The 16684-nt window shown below is 55.3% G+C and carries 14 protein-coding genes; 4 read left to right on the top strand and 10 right to left on the bottom strand.

From position 1 onward, the window contains the following. Positions 1-13: 13 nt before the first annotated feature. On the bottom strand, positions 14-3907 hold the full coding sequence (purL, locus tag KAJ71_RS14560; RefSeq protein ID WP_248946449.1) for a phosphoribosylformylglycinamidine synthase: 3894 nt from the start codon (positions 3905-3907) through the stop codon (positions 14-16). 276 nt (positions 3908-4183) lie between these two features. On the opposite strand from purL, the gene mltF reads away from it, so the two are divergent. Beyond that, a complete protein-coding gene (gene mltF, locus KAJ71_RS14555; protein ID WP_248946394.1) occupies positions 4184-5641 on the top strand; it encodes a membrane-bound lytic murein transglycosylase MltF in 1458 nt (485 codons plus the stop codon). A gap of 17 nt (positions 5642-5658) precedes the next feature. Here the strand turns inward: mltF and tadA are convergent, their stop codons facing one another. Further along, positions 5659-6165, bottom strand: a complete 507-nt coding sequence (gene tadA / locus KAJ71_RS14550; protein ID WP_248946393.1) for a tRNA adenosine(34) deaminase TadA — start codon at positions 6163-6165, stop codon at positions 5659-5661. 338 nt (positions 6166-6503) lie between these two features. Here tadA and yiaY point away from each other — a divergent pair, with 338 nt between their 5' ends. Continuing rightward, the gene (gene yiaY, locus KAJ71_RS14545) at positions 6504-7655 is read left to right on the top strand and encodes an L-threonine dehydrogenase (RefSeq protein WP_248946392.1); all 1152 of its coding nucleotides are present in this window, start codon (positions 6504-6506) and stop codon (positions 7653-7655) included. Positions 7656-7699: 44 nt separating this feature from the next. On the opposite strand, the gene yfhb is transcribed toward yiaY, so the two are convergent. Next, positions 7700-8347: a phosphatidylglycerophosphatase C gene (gene yfhb / locus KAJ71_RS14540; protein ID WP_248946391.1), complete on the bottom strand. Its 648-nt coding sequence runs from the start codon at positions 8345-8347 to the stop codon at positions 7700-7702. Between the two features lie 243 nt (positions 8348-8590). Here yfhb and KAJ71_RS14535 point away from each other — a divergent pair, with 243 nt between their 5' ends. Further along, on the top strand, positions 8591-9439 hold the full coding sequence (locus tag KAJ71_RS14535; RefSeq protein WP_248946389.1) for a MurR/RpiR family transcriptional regulator: 849 nt from the start codon (positions 8591-8593) through the stop codon (positions 9437-9439). 53 nt (positions 9440-9492) lie between these two features. Beyond that, positions 9493-9753: a YfhL family 4Fe-4S dicluster ferredoxin gene (locus KAJ71_RS14530; RefSeq protein ID WP_248946387.1), complete on the top strand. Its 261-nt coding sequence runs from the start codon at positions 9493-9495 to the stop codon at positions 9751-9753. Between the two features lie 6 nt (positions 9754-9759). On the opposite strand, the gene acpS is transcribed toward KAJ71_RS14530, so the two are convergent. From acpS to lepA, 7 genes are all read right to left on the bottom strand, one after another. Then, a complete protein-coding gene (acpS, locus tag KAJ71_RS14525) occupies positions 9760-10140 on the bottom strand; it encodes a holo-ACP synthase (RefSeq protein WP_024486233.1) in 381 nt (126 codons plus the stop codon). After that, the gene (gene pdxJ, locus KAJ71_RS14520) at positions 10140-10871 is read right to left on the bottom strand and encodes a pyridoxine 5'-phosphate synthase (protein ID WP_248946386.1); all 732 of its coding nucleotides are present in this window, start codon (positions 10869-10871) and stop codon (positions 10140-10142) included. Before pdxJ ends, acpS begins: the two co-directional genes overlap by 1 nt. A gap of 74 nt (positions 10872-10945) precedes the next feature. After that, entirely contained in the window at positions 10946-11677 is a 732-nt protein-coding gene (gene recO / locus KAJ71_RS14515; RefSeq protein ID WP_021178899.1) for a DNA repair protein RecO, read from the bottom strand. 8 nt (positions 11678-11685) lie between these two features. After that, complete coding sequence (gene era, locus KAJ71_RS14510; protein WP_024529374.1) at positions 11686-12594, bottom strand: GTPase Era; 909 nt, start codon at positions 12592-12594, stop codon at positions 11686-11688. After that, on the bottom strand, positions 12591-13271 hold the full coding sequence (rnc, locus tag KAJ71_RS14505; protein ID WP_021178901.1) for a ribonuclease III: 681 nt from the start codon (positions 13269-13271) through the stop codon (positions 12591-12593). The genes era and rnc overlap by 4 nt, the downstream gene beginning before the upstream one ends. Before the next feature lie 402 nt (positions 13272-13673). Then, a complete protein-coding gene (gene lepB, locus KAJ71_RS14500) occupies positions 13674-14651 on the bottom strand; it encodes a signal peptidase I (RefSeq protein WP_248946385.1) in 978 nt (325 codons plus the stop codon). A 31-nt stretch (positions 14652-14682) separates the two neighbouring features. Further along, a complete protein-coding gene (lepA, locus tag KAJ71_RS14495) occupies positions 14683-16482 on the bottom strand; it encodes a translation elongation factor 4 (RefSeq protein ID WP_248946384.1) in 1800 nt (599 codons plus the stop codon). Positions 16483-16684: the final 202 nt, after the last annotated feature.

Genomic DNA, 16684 nt, shown 5'->3' with positions numbered 1-16684 from the left:
ACCTCAGGCTAAATCACCCCAGTTGCTTGCGAGCGTTGCGGAACATGCGCACCCAAGGGCTATCTTCCCCCCACTCCTCTGGATGCCAAGAGTTGCTGACGGTGCGGAACACGCGTTCAGGATGCGGCATCATTACGGTAGCGCGGCCATTGCTGCTGGTGACTGCCGTAATCCCATTCGGTGAACCGTTCGGGTTGGCAGGGTAAGCTTCGGTCACTTGGCCGTGATTGTCGACAAAGCGCAACGCCACCAGGCCATGATGCTCCAACGCCGCCAGATGCGCCGCATCGCGCACTTCCACATGGCCTTCACCATGGGAAACCGCAATCGGCATACGTGAACCTGCCATACCTTGCATAAACAACGACGGGCTGCTGGCCACTTCTACCAGGCTGAAGCGCGCTTCGAAACGATCCGACAGGTTGCGCACAAAGCGCGGCCAATGTTCAGCCCCCGGGATCAGCTCACGCAGGTTGGACATCATCTGGCAACCGTTACAAACGCCCAATGCCAAGGTCTGCGGGCGATGGAAGAAGTCGGCAAACTCATCACGTACACGCTCGTTGAACAGTATCGATTTCGCCCAGCCTTCCCCTGCACCCAGCACGTCGCCATAAGAGAAGCCGCCACAGGCCACCAGCGTGTGGAACTCTTGCAGATCGCGGCGACCTGCCAGCAGATCGCTCATGTGTACATCAACCGCATCAAAACCAGCACGGTGGAACGCCGCCGCCATCTCAACGTGGGAGTTAACCCCTTGCTCACGCAATACCGCAACCTTAGGGCGTGCACCCTTGGCGATGTAAGGTGCCGCGATGTCGTCATCGGTCGCGAAAGTCAGCTTGACGTTCAGGCCAGGATCGCGTTCATCCTGCTTGGCCTGGTGCTCCTGATCGGCACATTCCGGGTTGTCACGCAGACGCTGCATCTGCCAGGTAGTTTCAGCCCACCAGGTACGCAGGGTGCTACGGCTTTCGCTGTACACCGGTTTCCCAGCGCTGGTGATGACGAATCGATCACCACTCAGCACCTGGCCAAGATGATGCACGTTATCCGTCAGACCATATTGGGCAAACACTTGCTGTACGGCTGCCAGCTGCGCGGCAGGCACCTGGATCACCCCACCCAGCTCTTCGTTGAACAAGGCTGCCAAGGCGTCAGAACCCAGAGCCTGAATATCCACTTCCACGCCGCAATGCCCGGCAAACGCCATCTCGGCCAAGGTGACCAGCAGGCCGCCATCGGAACGGTCGTGATAGGCCAACAGTGTACGATCCGCCACTAGCTGCTGCATCGCGTTGAAGAAACCGGCCAGTTGCTCCACGTTGCGTACATCGGCTGGCTTGTCGCCCAGTTGGCGATAGACCTGCGCCAACGCCGTTGCCCCCAGGGCATTGTGGCCATTACCCAGATCGATCAGTAACAGCGCGCTATCACCCTTGTCGGTACGCAGTTGCGGCGTCACGGTGTGGCGCACATCTTCCACGCGGGCAAATGCAGTGATCACCAGCGACAGTGGTGACGTCATTTCCCGTTGTTCATTGCCTTCCTGCCAGCGGGTTTTCATCGACATCGAGTCTTTGCCCACCGGAATGGTGATACCCAGCGCCGGGCAAAGTTCTTCACCCACCGCCTTCACCGCCTCATACAGACCGGCATCTTCGCCAGGGTGGCCCGCTGCGGCCATCCAGTTGGCGGAAAGTTTCACTCGCTTGAGCGAACCGATTTCCACCGCGGCCAGGTTAGTCAGCGCTTCCCCTACTGCCAGGCGACCAGAGGCGGCAAAGTCCAGCAATGCGACGGGAGCACGCTCACCGATCGACATCGCTTCCCCGTAATAGCTGTCCAGGCTAGCCGTGGTTACCGCACAGTCGGCTACCGGGATCTGCCACGGGCCAATCATCTGGTCACGCGCCACCATACCGGTGACGGTACGGTCGCCAATGGTGATCAGGAAGGTTTTCTCCGCGACGGCAGGCAGGTGCAGCACCCGTTTTACCGCATCGGCAATGGTGATACCAGCACGCTGCAACGCTTCGCCGCTCGCCTGTTGACGTTTCACGTCGCGGGTCATTTTTGGCGTTTTGCCCAGCAGGACATCCAGCGGCATGTCGATCGGCTGATTGTCGAAGTGGCGATCGTTGAGCGTCAGATGGCGTTCTTCCGTCGCTTCACCAATCACCGCGAAAGGTGCGCGCTCACGGCGGCAGATTTCCTCAAAGGTTGCCATCTGCTCAGGCGCTACCGCCATCACATAACGCTCTTGGGATTCGTTACACCACACTTCCAGCGGGCTCATGCCCGGCTCGTCGTTGAGAATGTCACGCAGTTCGAAACGGCCACCACGGCCACCGTCGCTGACCAGTTCCGGCATCGCGTTCGACAGGCCACCAGCACCCACATCGTGGATAAACAGGATCGGGTTGCTATCGCCCATCTGCCAGCAGCGGTCGATCACTTCCTGGCAGCGGCGTTCCATTTCCGGGTTATCACGCTGTACCGAAGCAAAATCCAGATCGGCATCAGACTGGCCAGAGGCCATCGACGAAGCCGCCCCGCCGCCCAAACCGATATTCATCGCCGGGCCACCCAACACCACCAATTTGGCGCCAACGGTGATCTCACCTTTTTGCACATGATCGGCGCGGATGTTGCCCAGGCCGCCTGCCAGCATGATCGGTTTGTGGTAGCCACGCAGCTCAACGCCGTTGTGGCTATTGACGCGCTCCTCATAAGTCCGGAAGTAACCGACCAACGCCGGGCGTCCAAACTCGTTATTGAACGCCGCACCGCCCAATGGGCCTTCGGTCATGATATCCAGCGCGGTGACAATGCGATCCGGCTTGCCAAAATCCTGTTCCCAAGGCTGTTCAAATCCAGGAATACGCAGGTTGGAAACCGAGAACCCCACCAGGCCAGCTTTCGGCTTTGCGCCACGGCCCGTTGCGCCTTCGTCGCGGATCTCACCGCCAGAACCGGTCGCAGCTCCTGGCCAAGGCGAGATCGCCGTTGGGTGGTTGTGGGTTTCCACCTTCATCAGGATGTGTGCTTCTTCCTGATGATAGTCATACAGGCCGCTTTGCGGCTCGGCAAAGAAGCGCCCTACCTGTGAGCCTTCCATCACCGCTGCGTTGTCTTTATAAGCAGAAAGCACGTAATCCGGCGTCTGCTCAAAGGTGTTTTTGATCATTTTGAACAGCGACTTCGGTTGCTGTTCGCCGTCGATGACCCAGTCGGCATTGAAAATCTTGTGGCGGCAATGTTCGGAGTTGGCCTGTGCGAACATGTACAGCTCAATATCCGTTGGGTTGCGCCCCAACTCGGTAAAGGCGGCCAGTAGGTAGTCGATCTCGTCTTGCGCCAAGGCCAGCCCCAGCTTGGTGTTGGCTTGTTCCAGCGCGCTGCGGCCTTGCGCCAGGATATCCACCGTCTGATACGGAGCGGGCTGATGATGAGAGAACAGTGTTTCCGCCTGTTGCAGCTCACCGAATACCGTTTCCATCATGCGATCATGCAGCAGGGTGGCAAGCTGTTGCCACTGGGCATCGGTCAACGTCGGCGCTGTAACATAAAATGCCAGGCCGCGCTCAAGACGAACCACCTGCGTCAGACCACAGTTGTGGGCGATATCAGTGGCTTTGGAAGACCACGGCGAAATGGTGCCCGGACGCGGCGTCACCAACAACAGGCGGCCTTGCGGAGCATGTTCAGCGAGAGAAGGGCCGTACTTGAGCAACCGTTGCAGCTTGGCCTGCTCTTCGGCGCTTAGCGGTGCGCTGACATCGGCAAAGTGAACGTACTCGGCATAGATATCACCGATCGGGAGTTGAGCATCCTGGCAGCGGGACAGTAGTTTGGTAATACGAAAAGCCGACAAAGCGGGCGAACCACGCAGTATTTCCATAATCAAAGTTCTCTCGTCTTCGAAGCAACTGGGTTCAGCACTTCATTGGGCGCAACAGGGGGAAAACGCGCGCCATTATAGATAATCCACGCCGCCGACGAAACCGTTTGCGTAGCTATTATTGATAAAAGCTATTCCCTCCGTCGAATTCTCATAACGTATCAATAAAGTTGCGCGTTGACGTAATGTTACGCAAAATGCCCCAACACTGGTGATTTAACCATGAAAAAAACCGGATTCCGGTCAACATAAAGCGTGCATCTATTTTGAGATAACTATTTGAAACGCCTAAAAGTAAATTACATTCTAATCGGTGTTGTGGCCCTGCTACTGGCGCTTGCCCTGTGGCCCAAAATCGCCTGGCGTGGCGGTCAGGGAGGCCAACTCGAGGCGATCAAATCGCGGGGAGAGCTGCATATCAGCACGTTAAACTCACCGCTTACCTATTTCACTACCCCACAGGGGCCGAGTGGCCTTGACTACGAGTTGGCCAAAAGCTTTGCCAACTACCTGGGGGTCAAGCTGGTGGTGATCCCACACCAAAACATCAATGACCTGTTTGACGATCTTGATGATGGCAATGCCGATCTGCTCGCCGCCGGGCTGATCTACAACCGGGATCGCCTCAGCCGAGCCAGTACCGGCCCGGCGTATTATTCCGTTTCCCAACAGTTGGTTTACCGGCTGGGAACCACGCGGCCAAAAACCTTTGCCGATATCAAAGGCAAGCTAGCGGTAGCCTCCGGTTCAGCACACGTCAGCGCGCTAAAGCAGCTCAAGCAAAGTAAATACCCCGACCTCAGTTGGGAAGCGTCAAGCGATCTGACATCGAAAGAGCTGCTGGAACAGGTGGCCGATGGCAAGCTGGATTACACCATCGGCGATTCCATAACCATTGCCCTGCTACAGCGCATCCATCCGCAGTTGGCCGTCGCTTTTGACATTACCGATGAAGAGCCTGTGACCTGGTATCTGAAACGCAGCGATGACGATAGCCTGTACGCCGCGCTGCTGGATTTTTATAGCCAGCGGGTAGAAGACGGTACGCTGGCCCGGTTGGAAGAGAAGTATCTGGGGCACGTGGGCAGTTTTGACTACGTCGATACCAAAACCTTTCTATCAGCCATCGACTCGGTATTGCCCACTTTCCGTTCGCTGTTTGAAAAGTATGCCAGCGAAATTGACTGGAAGCTGCTGGCCGCCATCGCCTATCAGGAATCGCACTGGAACCCGCAGGCAACCTCCCCCACCGGCGTCCGTGGGCTAATGATGCTGACCAGAGCCACCGCCGACGGGCTGAGCGTCACCGACAGGCTCGATCCGGAACAGAGTATTCAAGGCGGGGCGCTCTATCTGCAGCGTCTGATGGATAAGGTGCCCGACACGGTGCCGGAAGATGAACGGATCTGGTTCGCACTGGCCGCTTATAACATGGGCTGGGGCCATATGCTGGACGCGCGTAAACTCACCAAAAACCAGCAAGGTAACCCCGACAGTTGGGTCGATGTGAAACAGCGCCTGCCAATGCTTAGCCAAAAGCGCTATTACCCGTCACTCACCTATGGCTATGCCCGTGGCCGCGAAGCCTATAACTACGTGGAAAACATCCGCCGTTATCAGGTCAGCCTGGTGGGCTATCTGTTGGAAAAAGAGAAGAAGGCGGCAGAGGCCATGAAACAGGCCGAACTGGCCAAAGGCTATCCGGCAGTCGAAGCCAAGCTGGCGCTGGCCCTGTAATTATTCTCAGCAGGTAGTTATTGCGGGTCTGTTCCAGCCCGTTGCGCCAGTTTCAGCGCTTTTTTCTGCTCGCGCCGCATGCGGAAAAAGTTGCTGAGGGTGGCGGCACACTCTGCTGCCAGCACGCCCGAGACAATTTCTACCTGATGATTCATACCCGGATGGCGCAGAATATCCACCAGCGAGCCCACCGCACCGGTTTTCTCATCGGCGGCACCGTATACCAGACGACGGATACGGCTGTGCACCATTGCCCCCGCGCACATCACGCAAGGCTCCAACGTGACATACAGCGTGGCATTCAGCAGGCGGTAATTCTGCAATACAGCCCCGCCTTGCCGCAGCGCCATAATTTCAGCATGAGCGGTGGGATCGTGGCGGCCAATTGGCCGGTTCCAACCTTCGCCAATCACCTGATTATCCAGCACCAGCAGCGCACCCACCGGCACCTCACCTTCTTCCTGCGCACGTTGAGCCAGGCTTAATGCCTGACGCATCCAATACTCATCACTATATTCATTCACTACATCAATCCTCGTGCGCATCGCGGCGGGCATTATACACAGTAGACCCTTTTGCCGCAGCCACTCGGCTATGTTGATGCAAATAAGCTTGAAAAACCCTGAACCTGCCACGTTTGTCGATCGCTTAAAACACCACCAACAAACCAATAACATCATATTTAATGATGATTAAATTTTGTTCATTTCTTGAAGTTTCAGAAAAACGTTATAAACGAGTGGAAAATCAAGCTGTAAAATTAAGCAAATTTTTCCTAGCTAAATTGTGATAGATCATATTCTCTTAAGCATTAGCGCGGTAATGTTTACTTCACGCAAAAAGCTTTTATAAGGAGTAGGTTATGGCTGCCTCAACATTCTTTATCCCTTCCGTCAACATGATTGGTTCCGGTTGCCTGGAAGACGCGGCAAAAACCATGAAAGAGCATGGTCTGCATCACGCACTGATCGTTACCGACAAGGTTTTGAACGGCATTGGCGTCGTAGCTCAGGTGCAAGCGCTGTTAGCGGCACAAAACATTGAAAGCTGCGTCTACGACGGCACGCATCCCAACCCAACCACAGAAAACGTAAAACAGGGCCTGACACTGTTGCGCGAACATCACTGTGACTGTGTCGTTTCTCTGGGTGGCGGTTCGCCGCATGACTGTGCGAAAGGCATTGCCCTGGTCGCAGCTAACGGTGGGGAAATCAAAGACTATGAAGGGGTTGATCGCTCCGCTAAACCGCAGCTACCTGTCGTTGCGATCAACACCACTGCGGGTACCGCTTCGGAAATGACACGTTTTTGTATCATCACCGACGAAGCACGCCACATCAAAATGGCGATTGTCGACAAGCACGTCACCCCGATCCTGTCGGTCAACGATCCTCACCTGATGGCTGGCATGCCGAAAGGCCTGACCGCCGCCACCGGTATGGATGCTCTGACCCACGCTATCGAAGCCTATGTCTCCAGCGCCGCCAACCCAATCACCGATGCTTGTGCGCTGAAAGCCGCCACCATGATTGCCGAGTCTTTACGTGACGCGGTCAACGATGGGCAAAACATGCAGGCACGCGAGAACATGGCCTATGCCCAGTTCCTGGCCGGTATGGCATTTAATAACGCCTCATTGGGTTATGTGCACGCGATGGCGCACCAGTTGGGTGGCTTCTACAACCTGCCACATGGCGTCTGTAACGCCGTACTGTTGCCGCACGTGCAAGAGTTCAATACTCAGGTTGCCGCTGGCCGTCTGAAAGACATTGCCGCCGCGATGGGCGTTGATGTTGCAGGCCTTAACGATGAGCAAGGAGCTGCTGCTTGTATCGCCGCCATTCGCCAACTGGCGAAAGATGTGGGAATTCCTGCTGGCTTACGCGATTTGCAGGTCAAAGAAGAAGACTTTGCTACGTTAGCCACTAACGCCCTGAACGATGCCTGTGGATTCACCAATCCAATCCAGGCGAGCCACGAACAGATCGTGGCAATCTTTAAAGCGGCTATGTAACCGCCTGCCAGGCTCCCTCATTTTGCTGGGGGAGCCTCATTGGTTTAATCCAACTGCTGTAACTCGCCTTCTTTTCCCACCCGCCAGCGGTGTTCGCAAAAATAGAGCAGAGGGTTATCCTGCTTGCTGTCGCTGTAGCCACTAAACAGTTTCAATGGCGTTCCCAGACGCTGCTCCAGTTGCACCACCTTTTGTATACCCAGGCAGCGCATGGGTAACACCCAGCCCCCGTAACGACGCTCAATGCGGCTCCCCACCAGCCGTACCCATGGCAGGAACGGAGAGTCCCGATAAACCTGCTCCACCAACCGTTCCGGCGAACCGGTGATCAACCACACTTGAGCATCCTGGGCATCCAGGTATTGGCGCAAACGCATCTGTACGACCGGAAAGGCGGTGACCTTCCGGCGGAAGTAGTCGACAAATTTCGCCTCCAATACTTTCAGCCTGGCCTCTGAACGGCCAAAGGTCATTGCCCACAACAGCAGGCTCATGGGCCATCGCGTCGCCCGCCCACCGATCAACAAACCCAATCCGATAAGGGGCAGTAGCGGCACCACCAACACCAGGTTCAACGGCAGATGCCGTAGCAAAAAGCGCAGGAAACTGCCAAACATGTCTTCCTGATGCAAGGTGCCATCCAGATCGAAAAATACCACGCGCTGAGCCTGTGCAACCGGTTTGTCAGTCAAGCGTTACTCCTCGGGATCGTTGCCCCCCATTATGCAGGTGAAAATACAACCGGCTATTATCCTAGTCACTAGACCGACCAGATACAACAGACATTGGTCAACGCCCAAAGTGTATACCGCACGCAGGTAGCCATATGGCTATGATGTTGCTGCAAGCGCTTTAGCGGCCTGCTCACAAAATTTATCACTGCACGTTTTGCCCACTCGCGTGGCAGAATGCTGGCTGGCTCAAAGGAAAAAACCATGAGTACCCTTCTTCGCATTCGTCAGATGTACCCAACGCTGGCGCAAAACGATCGCAAACTGGCGGACTTTCTGTTGGATAACACCGAACAGGCCCGCCACCTCAGCTCACAAAAGCTGGCCCAGTTGGCTGGTGTCAGCCAATCGAGCGTGGTCAAGTTCGCCCAGAAACTGGGCTACAAGGGATTTCCAGCGCTGAAGCTGGCGTTGAGTGAGGTGCTGGCTCAACCACAGGTCGCACCGGTGGTGACCGTCCATAACCACATTCTGAGCAGCGATCCGCTCAAAACCGTCGGTGAGAAATTGCTGCTAGAAAAGCAGGCCGCATTGCGGGCAACCCTGGATATCAACAGCGAACAGCGGCTGTATATCGCCTTGGATATGCTGCGTACGGCGCGGCGGGTGATCTTGGTCGGCATCGGTGCCTCTGGGCTAGTGGCCAAAGACCTGTCGTTCAAGCTGCTAAAGATTGGCGTGATGGCGGTGGCAGAAGCGGATATGTACGTTCAACTGGCGACGGTAAAGGCGTTGAGCAGAGAGGATCTGTTGCTGGCGATCTCGTTTAGCGGCGAGCGGCGTGAGATCAACCTGGCCGCCGAAGAAGCACGTATTGCCGGAGCCAAGGTGCTGGCACTGACCAGCTTCTCGCCTAATGGCCTACAGCAGCGGGCCGATCACTGCCTTTATACCATTGCGCAAGAGCCCAATATCCGCAGCGCCGCGATCTCTTCCAGCACCGCGCAGTTCGCCCTGACCGATCTGCTGTTTATGGCGCTACTCCAGCACGATCTCGATCATGCCCGCGATCGCGTCCGCCACAGCGAACAGTTAGTGAAAAAATTGGTGTAAGGCGTATAATCTGCGCTCCGTGAAATACCCCTGTAAATAATGAGAGAGTTGCCATGGCCCTGCTAATCACGCGCAAATGTATCAACTGCGATATGTGCGAGCCGGAATGCCCGAACCAGGCGATTTCGATGGGGGATGAGATTTACCAGATCGATGCCAACCGCTGCACCGAATGCGTGGGGCATTACGAGACCCCAACCTGCCAGCAGGTGTGCCCGATCGATAACACTATCATTACCGATCCGCAGCACGTAGAGAACCAGGAACAGCTGTGGGACAAGTTTGTCGTGCTGCATCTCGCCGACAGCCTGTGACGCCCCTCACCCCTCGATGATCACCGTGGCACAGGCATAACGGCGTTCATCCGCCAAAGAAACGTGGATCGACTTGACCCCCATCTCCTGCGCCAGCTCGGCAGCACGTTCATGCAACCTGATGTTAGGTTTCCCCAGCCCATCATTGAACACTTCGAACTGATTGAACGCCAGGCCATTGCGGATGCCGGTGCCGAACGCTTTGGCGGCGGCCTCTTTGACCGCAAAACGTTTCGCCAGGAAGCGTACCGGCTGCTGATGCTGCTGATACACTTCCCATTCGGCCGGGCTTAACACCCGGCGAGCCAGACGATCACCGCTGCGCTCCACCACAGCTTCGATACGCGCCATCTCCACGATGTCGGTTCCCAAGCCCAGTACCGCCATTAGCGACGCGCTTCCCGCATCAGCAGTTTCATGTCCGCCACCGCGGCCGGTAAACCGCTCATCACCGCCTGGCCAATGATGGCATGGCCGATATTCAGCTCATGCATCTCTGGCAGCGCGGCGATCGGCTGTACGTTATGGTAGGTCAAACCGTGGCCCGCATTCACCTTCAGGCCTTTGCTGGCCGCATAGGTGGCCGCTTTGGCAATGCGCTTGAGCTCGGCTTGAATGGCCAGATCGCCCTGCGCTTCAGCATAAGCACCAGTATGGATCTCGATATAAGGTGCACCGACGGCCACCGCCGCGTCGATCTGACGGTGATCGGCATCGATAAACAACGAAACCAAAATGCCAGCCTGTGCCAGGCGTTCAACCGCCACGGCCATTTTGTCCTGCTGCCCGGCCACGTCCAACCCGCCTTCGGTGGTCACTTCCTGACGTTTTTCCGGCACCAGGCAACAAAAGTGGGGTTTCAGCTCAATGGCGATATCCAGCATTTCATCGGTGACGGCCATTTCCAGGTTCATACGTGTCTGAATGGTTTGACGCAGGATACGCACGTCGCGGTCGGTGATATGACGGCGATCTTCACGCAGGTGAACGGTGATGCCATCGGCCCCCGCCTGCTCGGCAATAAATGCCGCCTGCACCGGGTCCGGGTAGTTGGTGCCGCGCGCGTTACGTAACGTGGCAATATGATCGATATTGACGCCCAGCAGTAAATCAGCCATGACAACCCTCTACTAAGTCATTTTCAGTAGCAGCAGTTTACACGGGCGAGCAAAACGGAAAAAGCAGAAACCGCTTAGGCTTCGTCGACGGGGGTATCAGGTTGTTTGCGCACGAACTGGCGAAACAGTTCTCGGCTCTTCAGCGGCTTACCGCCAAGGTAGGGTTTTAGTGCCATGCGCGTAAAGCGTTTGGCTGCGCGCAGGGTTTCTGCATCCGGGAATTGGCGTTCATCCAGAGCGCGGAGTTCACGGCCGGTAAAACTGTAGTGATCCACCACCAGGCTGGCGATAAAGCCTTTTTCTTCGCGATAGCGATAGGTCATGCCATCATCCACCGGCTCGCCGCTGCCAGCGCAATGGAGGAAATCCAGCCCGTAACCCAGGTGCCCCAACAGTGCCAACTCGAACTGCCGCAGAGCATGCTCCGGGGAGCTGTCTTCCGCCGCCAGGGCCTGTAAGCATTGCAGATAATCGAAGAACAACACCGAATAGTTGCCTTCCTGCTCCAGCACCCGTGACAACAGTTCATTCACGTAAAGGCCGCTGTAAAGCATCATGCCACTGAGGGGTAAACCAAGGGAGACCGCTTCAGCGCCGCGCAACGTTTTGACTTCGCCACGACCGCCCCAGCGTACTAACAGAGGAGTAAAGGGTTGCAAGCAACCCTTTAGATTGGAACGGCGACTGCGTGCGCCTTTAGCCAGCAAGCGCACCCGCCCATGACCTTCCGTGAACAAATCCAGCATCAGGCTGGTTTCACTAAAGGGCCGCCCATGCAGGACGAAAGCGCGCTCCCAGCCATCCATAGGAGGTATTACTTCAGGTCGTCGGTATAGCCCAGGCTGCGCAGCGCACGTTCGTCGTCCGCCCAACCCGATTTCACTTTCACCCACAGTTCCAGATGAACTTTGGCCTCAAACATCTGTTCCATGTCCTGACGGGCTTCAATACCGATGGTCTTGATCTTCGAACCTTTGTTGCCGATAACCATCTTCTTCTGGCCTTCACGCTCAACCAGGATCAGACCGTGCACGTCGTAACCACCGCGCTCATTCGGTACAAACTGTTCGATCTCAACCGTCACCGAGTAAGGCAGTTCCTCACCCAGGAAACGCATCAGCTTTTCACGGATGATTTCCGACGCCATAAAGCGCTGGGAACGGTCAGTGATGTAATCGTCCGGGAAGTGGTGTTCAGCTTCCGGCAACACTTTGCGTGCGATAGCCGCGATAGTGTCTACGTTCATGCCTTTTTCGGCAGAGATCGGCACCACATCGAGGAAGTTCATCTGCTGGCTGAGGAACGCAATGTGCGGCAACAGCTTGGATTTGTCGGTAACGTTGTCGACCTTGTTGATCGCCAGTAGAACCGGGCTTTTCAGGCTGCGCAGCTTGTTGACCACCATTTCATCATCGGCAGTCCAGTTCGTGCCTTCTACGACGAAGATCACCAGCTCGACGTCGCCGATTGAGCTGCTGGCCGCACGGTTCATCAAACGGTTGATGGCGCGCTTTTCTTCGATATGCAGACCCGGGGTGTCGACGTAAATGGCCTGATAAGCGCCATCGGTATCGATACCCATAATGCGGTGACGGGTCGTCTGTGGTTTACGCGAGGTGATGGAGACTTTTTGCCCCAACAGTTGGTTCAACAACGTGGATTTGCCCACGTTGGGACGACCTACGATCGCAATAAAACCGCAGTATTGTTTTTCTTCGCTCATTCAAGCTCCAGCTTTTTCAGCGCTTGTTCCGCTGCCGCCTGCTCGGCTTTACGGCGGCTTGAGCCGGTGCCCACGACGGGCTCGCTCAAACCACTCACCTGACAGTGGATAGTAAACTCCTGATCGTGCGCCTCACCGCGAACCTGCACCACCAGATATGTTGGCAACGGCAGATGACGACCTTGTAAAAACTCCTGCAAGCGGGTTTTCGGGTCTTTCTGCTTATCACCGGGGCTGATTTCGTCCAACCGGCTACGATACCAGTCCAAAATCAGGCGCTCGACGTTTTGAATATCGCTATCCAGGAACACACCGCCAATCAGTGCCTCCACCGTATCCGCCAGGATCGACTCGCGGCGGAATCCACCACTTTTCAGCTCGCCCGGCCCAAGGCGCAAACACTCGCCCAGATCGAATTCGCGCGCCATCTCTGCCAGCGTATTGCCCCGCACCAGCGTGGCACGCATGCGGCTCATGTCTCCCTCGTCTACGCGAGGAAAACGTTGGTAGAGCGCATTGGCGATGACAAAACTTAGGATCGAATCACCCAGAAACTCAAGACGTTCATTGTGTTTACTGCTGGCGCTACGGTGAGTTAACGCTTGCAGTAAGAGCTCCTGCTGTTGAAAAGTGTAGCCCAGCTTCCGCTGCAGCCTGTTTATTACGATGGGGTTCATGAGTTACCAATAGATCAAGAATGCGTCAAAAACTTGCAGCATACGGAACAGGCCTGCTTTGCCAAAAGCCAATCCAAAGCTGTTTCGTTTGCAGTGGCGCCCAAAGGGGCCAACTTTTATCGCTCGAGGGGCTATTCTACAACGAGTGGAAATATATTGCTGCGTTTTTCCCGTCGTCTTTCAAGCTGCAGCGTTATTACCTGCACTATTTCCTATTTCCCCCCAGTCACTTATCCAAAAGTAAGCTCCCTGGGGATTAAATAGCTTGTCGCCTGAGCTGTGCCGTACAGGGATGTACAAATGCCGCAAGCGCATGGATGCGTTAGAGCGGCCAACTCGAAATCCATAGGGATCTTCACCATATAAACTGCAGCCTAATTGGCTGCAGTTTGCGAAACGCTATTAGTGAATACCACCGATACGGCTCAATCTGACGCCCGTAGGCCATTCACCTTCCTGCTTTTCAAAACTCATCCAAATTGCCGTGGCTTTACCTACCAGATTCTTCTCAGGTACGAATCCCCAATAACGACTGTCTGCGCTATTATCGCGGTTATCGCCCATCATGAAGTAATGGCCGGCTGGCACTATCCACTCGGCCAACTGCTGACCTGGCTGCTGATAGTAAGCACCAACCTGATCCTGTGCACCAGGCACGGTCAGAATGCGGTGAGTCACGTTACCCAGCGTTTCCTTACGTTCACCCAAGCGAATACCGCCCTGTGGCACGTTTTCGTTCAATGGGATCTGGAAGAAACCGTTGCTGGCTTCGCCCATGCCGCTACGGATAAACATCTGCACAAAATCACTCGGTTGCATATCGCTGTAGGTGACCGCCAGTGCGGTCTTGCACGTCTGGCCACGATTACAGGACTCTTGCACCGTCACACGCTTATTCACCGGATCATAGGTCACTCGATCGCCCGGAACGCCAATCACGCGTTTGATATAATCCAGTTTGGTGTCACGCGGATATTTAAATACCGCAATATCACCGCGCTTGGGATGACCGGTTTCAATTAGCGTGGTCTGGGTAATCGGATCCTTTATGCCGTAGGCAAATTTTTCCACCAGAATGAAATCACCAATCAACAGCGTCGGCATCATTGAGCCTGAAGGGATCTGGAACGGCTCATAAATAAACGAACGCACCACAAACACCAACAGTAATACCGGGAACACCGAAGCCCCGGTTTCAACCCAACCCGGCTGCCTGGCCACTTTCGCCAAGGCTGCTTCGTCGACCGTACCGGCCGCCTGTGCATTGACCGCCGCGATTTTCGCCCGGCGTGCCGGCGCCCATTTAAAGCGCTCAAAGCACCAGATGATCCCGGTCACCAATGTGGCAATTGCCAGGATCAAGGCAAACATATTCGCCATGCAAACTCCCTAGTTACGCGAGCTTTCGCTCTTACTTACCGTCTTTACCCACGTGCAGAATGGCCAGGAACGCTTCCTGCGGCAACTCAACGTTACCCACCTGCTTCATGCGTTTTTTACCGTCTTTCTGCTTCTGCAACAGCTTCTTCTTACGGCTGACGTCGCCGCCGTAGCACTTGGCCAACACGTTTTTACGCAGCTGTTTCACCGTAGAGCGAGCGATGATATGCGTGCCGATCGCCGCCTGGATCGCAATATCGAATTGCTGGCGTGGGATCAGATCTTTCATTTTCTCGACCAGTTCACGGCCACGATACTGCGCGTTATCACGGTGAGTGATCAGCGCCAGCGCATCTACGCGTTCGTTGTTGATCAACACGTCAACGCGCACCATGTCCGAGGTTTGGAAACGTTTGAAGTTATAATCCAGCGACGCGTAACCGCGCGAGGTGGATTTCAAACGGTCAAAGAAGTCTAACACCACTTCGGCCATTGGAATTTCGTAGGTCAGCGCCACCTGGTTACCGTGGTAAACCATGTTGGTCTGTACGCCACGCTTCTCAATACACAGCGTGATCACGTTGCCCAGATATTCCTGCGGCATCAGCATGTGACACTCTGCAATCGGCTCACGCAGTTCAGCGATGTTATTCAACGGCGGCAGCTTGGAAGGGCTGTCGACGTAGATGGTTTCATTGCCGGTGGTTTCAACTTCATACACTACCGTTGGTGCCGTAGTGATCAGTTCCAGATCGTATTCACGCTCCAGACGCTCCTGAATGATCTCCATGTGCAGCAGACCCAGGAAGCCACAGCGGAAGCCAAAGCCCAACGCGGTGGAGCTCTCTGGTTCATAGAACAGGGAGGCGTCGTTCAGGCTCAGCTTGCCCAGCGCATCGCGGAAGGCTTCATAATCGTCGGAACTGATCGGGAACAGGCCGGCATACACCTGTGGCTTCACTTTTTTGAAGCCCGGCAGCATTTTGTCTGCCGGCTGGCGAGCCAGCGTCAAGGTATCACCTACCGGTGCACCGAGGATATCTTTAATGGCGCAGACCAACCAACCCACTTCGCCACAGTTCAGCACGTCGCGATCAACGCGTTTCGGGGTGAAGATCCCCAGACGGTCGGCGTTATAAGTTTGGCCGGTACTCATGACCTTAACTTTATCGCCCTTGCGCAGGGTGCCGTTTTTCACCCGGATCAGGGAGACAACGCCCAGGTAGTTATCAAACCAGGAATCGATGATCAGCGCCTGCAGCGGAGCATCCGCATCGCCTTCTGGTGGCGGGATATCACGCACCAGACGCTCCAGCACTTCTGGCACGCCAACACCGGTTTTTGCCGAGCAGCGCACCGCGTCAGTAGCATCAATGCCCACAATATCTTCGATTTCCTGTGCGGCACGATCCGGATCGGCAGCAGGCAGGTCAATCTTGTTCAACACCGGCACCACTTCCAGATCCATGTCCAGCGCGGTATAGCAGTTGGCCAAGGTCTGGGCTTCTACGCCCTGCCCGGCATCCACCACCAGCAATGCGCCTTCACAGGCGGCCAGTGAGCGGGAAACTTCATAGGAGAAGTCAACGTGCCCAGGGGTGTCGATAAAGTTGAGGTGGTAAACTTGGCCATCAGTGGCTTTATAGTCGAGCGTCACGCTCTGCGCTTTGATGGTAATACCACGCTCACGCTCCAGATCCATAGAATCCAGCACCTGTGCAGCCATTTCACGTTCGGTCAGGCCGCCGCAGATTTGGATAATACGGTCAGACAGCGTCGACTTACCGTGGTCAATATGGGCAATGATAGAAAAATTTCTTATGTATTTCATTTAATTAGTTTTTCTGCCTTGGTATTTCTGAATTACTCGCCTATGGAACCCGCATGGACATAAAGCGACGGTGAATGGGTCGGCTATTTTTCGCCTGAATCGCAGCATTCTACATGCCACAACACTGAAAACCTAGCAATCGGTGTAGGGAAACTATTCGATTATACGTAGTTTAGTGTTACAGAGCGCCGCAGTTGATAAA

Origin of the sequence: Serratia silvae (assembly GCF_023282985.1) — a bacterium.
In the GTDB taxonomy this organism is placed as follows: domain Bacteria; phylum Pseudomonadota; class Gammaproteobacteria; order Enterobacterales; family Enterobacteriaceae; genus Chania; species Chania silvae.
Note: the sequence above shows the minus strand (reverse complement) of the source record. Positions and strands in the feature narration are given on the sequence as shown.

Bases quoted from the DNA above. Each gene is read 5' to 3' on its own strand.
- lepB (WP_248946385.1), bottom strand. From the start codon at position 14,651: ATGGCGAATATGTTTGCCTTGATCCTGGCAATTGCCACATTGGTGACC.
- acpS (WP_024486233.1), bottom strand. From the start codon at position 10,140: ATGGCGGTACTGGGCTTGGGAACCGACATCGTGGAGATGGCGCGTATC.
- KAJ71_RS14535 (WP_248946389.1), top strand. From the start codon at position 8,591: ATGAGTACCCTTCTTCGCATTCGTCAGATGTACCCAACGCTGGCGCAA.
- rnc (WP_021178901.1), bottom strand. From the start codon at position 13,271: ATGAACCCCATCGTAATAAACAGGCTGCAGCGGAAGCTGGGCTACACT.
- yiaY (WP_248946392.1), top strand. From the start codon at position 6,504: ATGGCTGCCTCAACATTCTTTATCCCTTCCGTCAACATGATTGGTTCC.
- KAJ71_RS14530 (WP_248946387.1), top strand. From the start codon at position 9,493: ATGGCCCTGCTAATCACGCGCAAATGTATCAACTGCGATATGTGCGAG.
- pdxJ (WP_248946386.1), bottom strand. From the start codon at position 10,871: ATGGCTGATTTACTGCTGGGCGTCAATATCGATCATATTGCCACGTTA.
- era (WP_024529374.1), bottom strand. From the start codon at position 12,594: ATGAGCGAAGAAAAACAATACTGCGGTTTTATTGCGATCGTAGGTCGT.
- lepA (WP_248946384.1), bottom strand. From the start codon at position 16,482: ATGAAATACATAAGAAATTTTTCTATCATTGCCCATATTGACCACGGT.
- recO (WP_021178899.1), bottom strand. From the start codon at position 11,677: ATGGATGGCTGGGAGCGCGCTTTCGTCCTGCATGGGCGGCCCTTTAGT.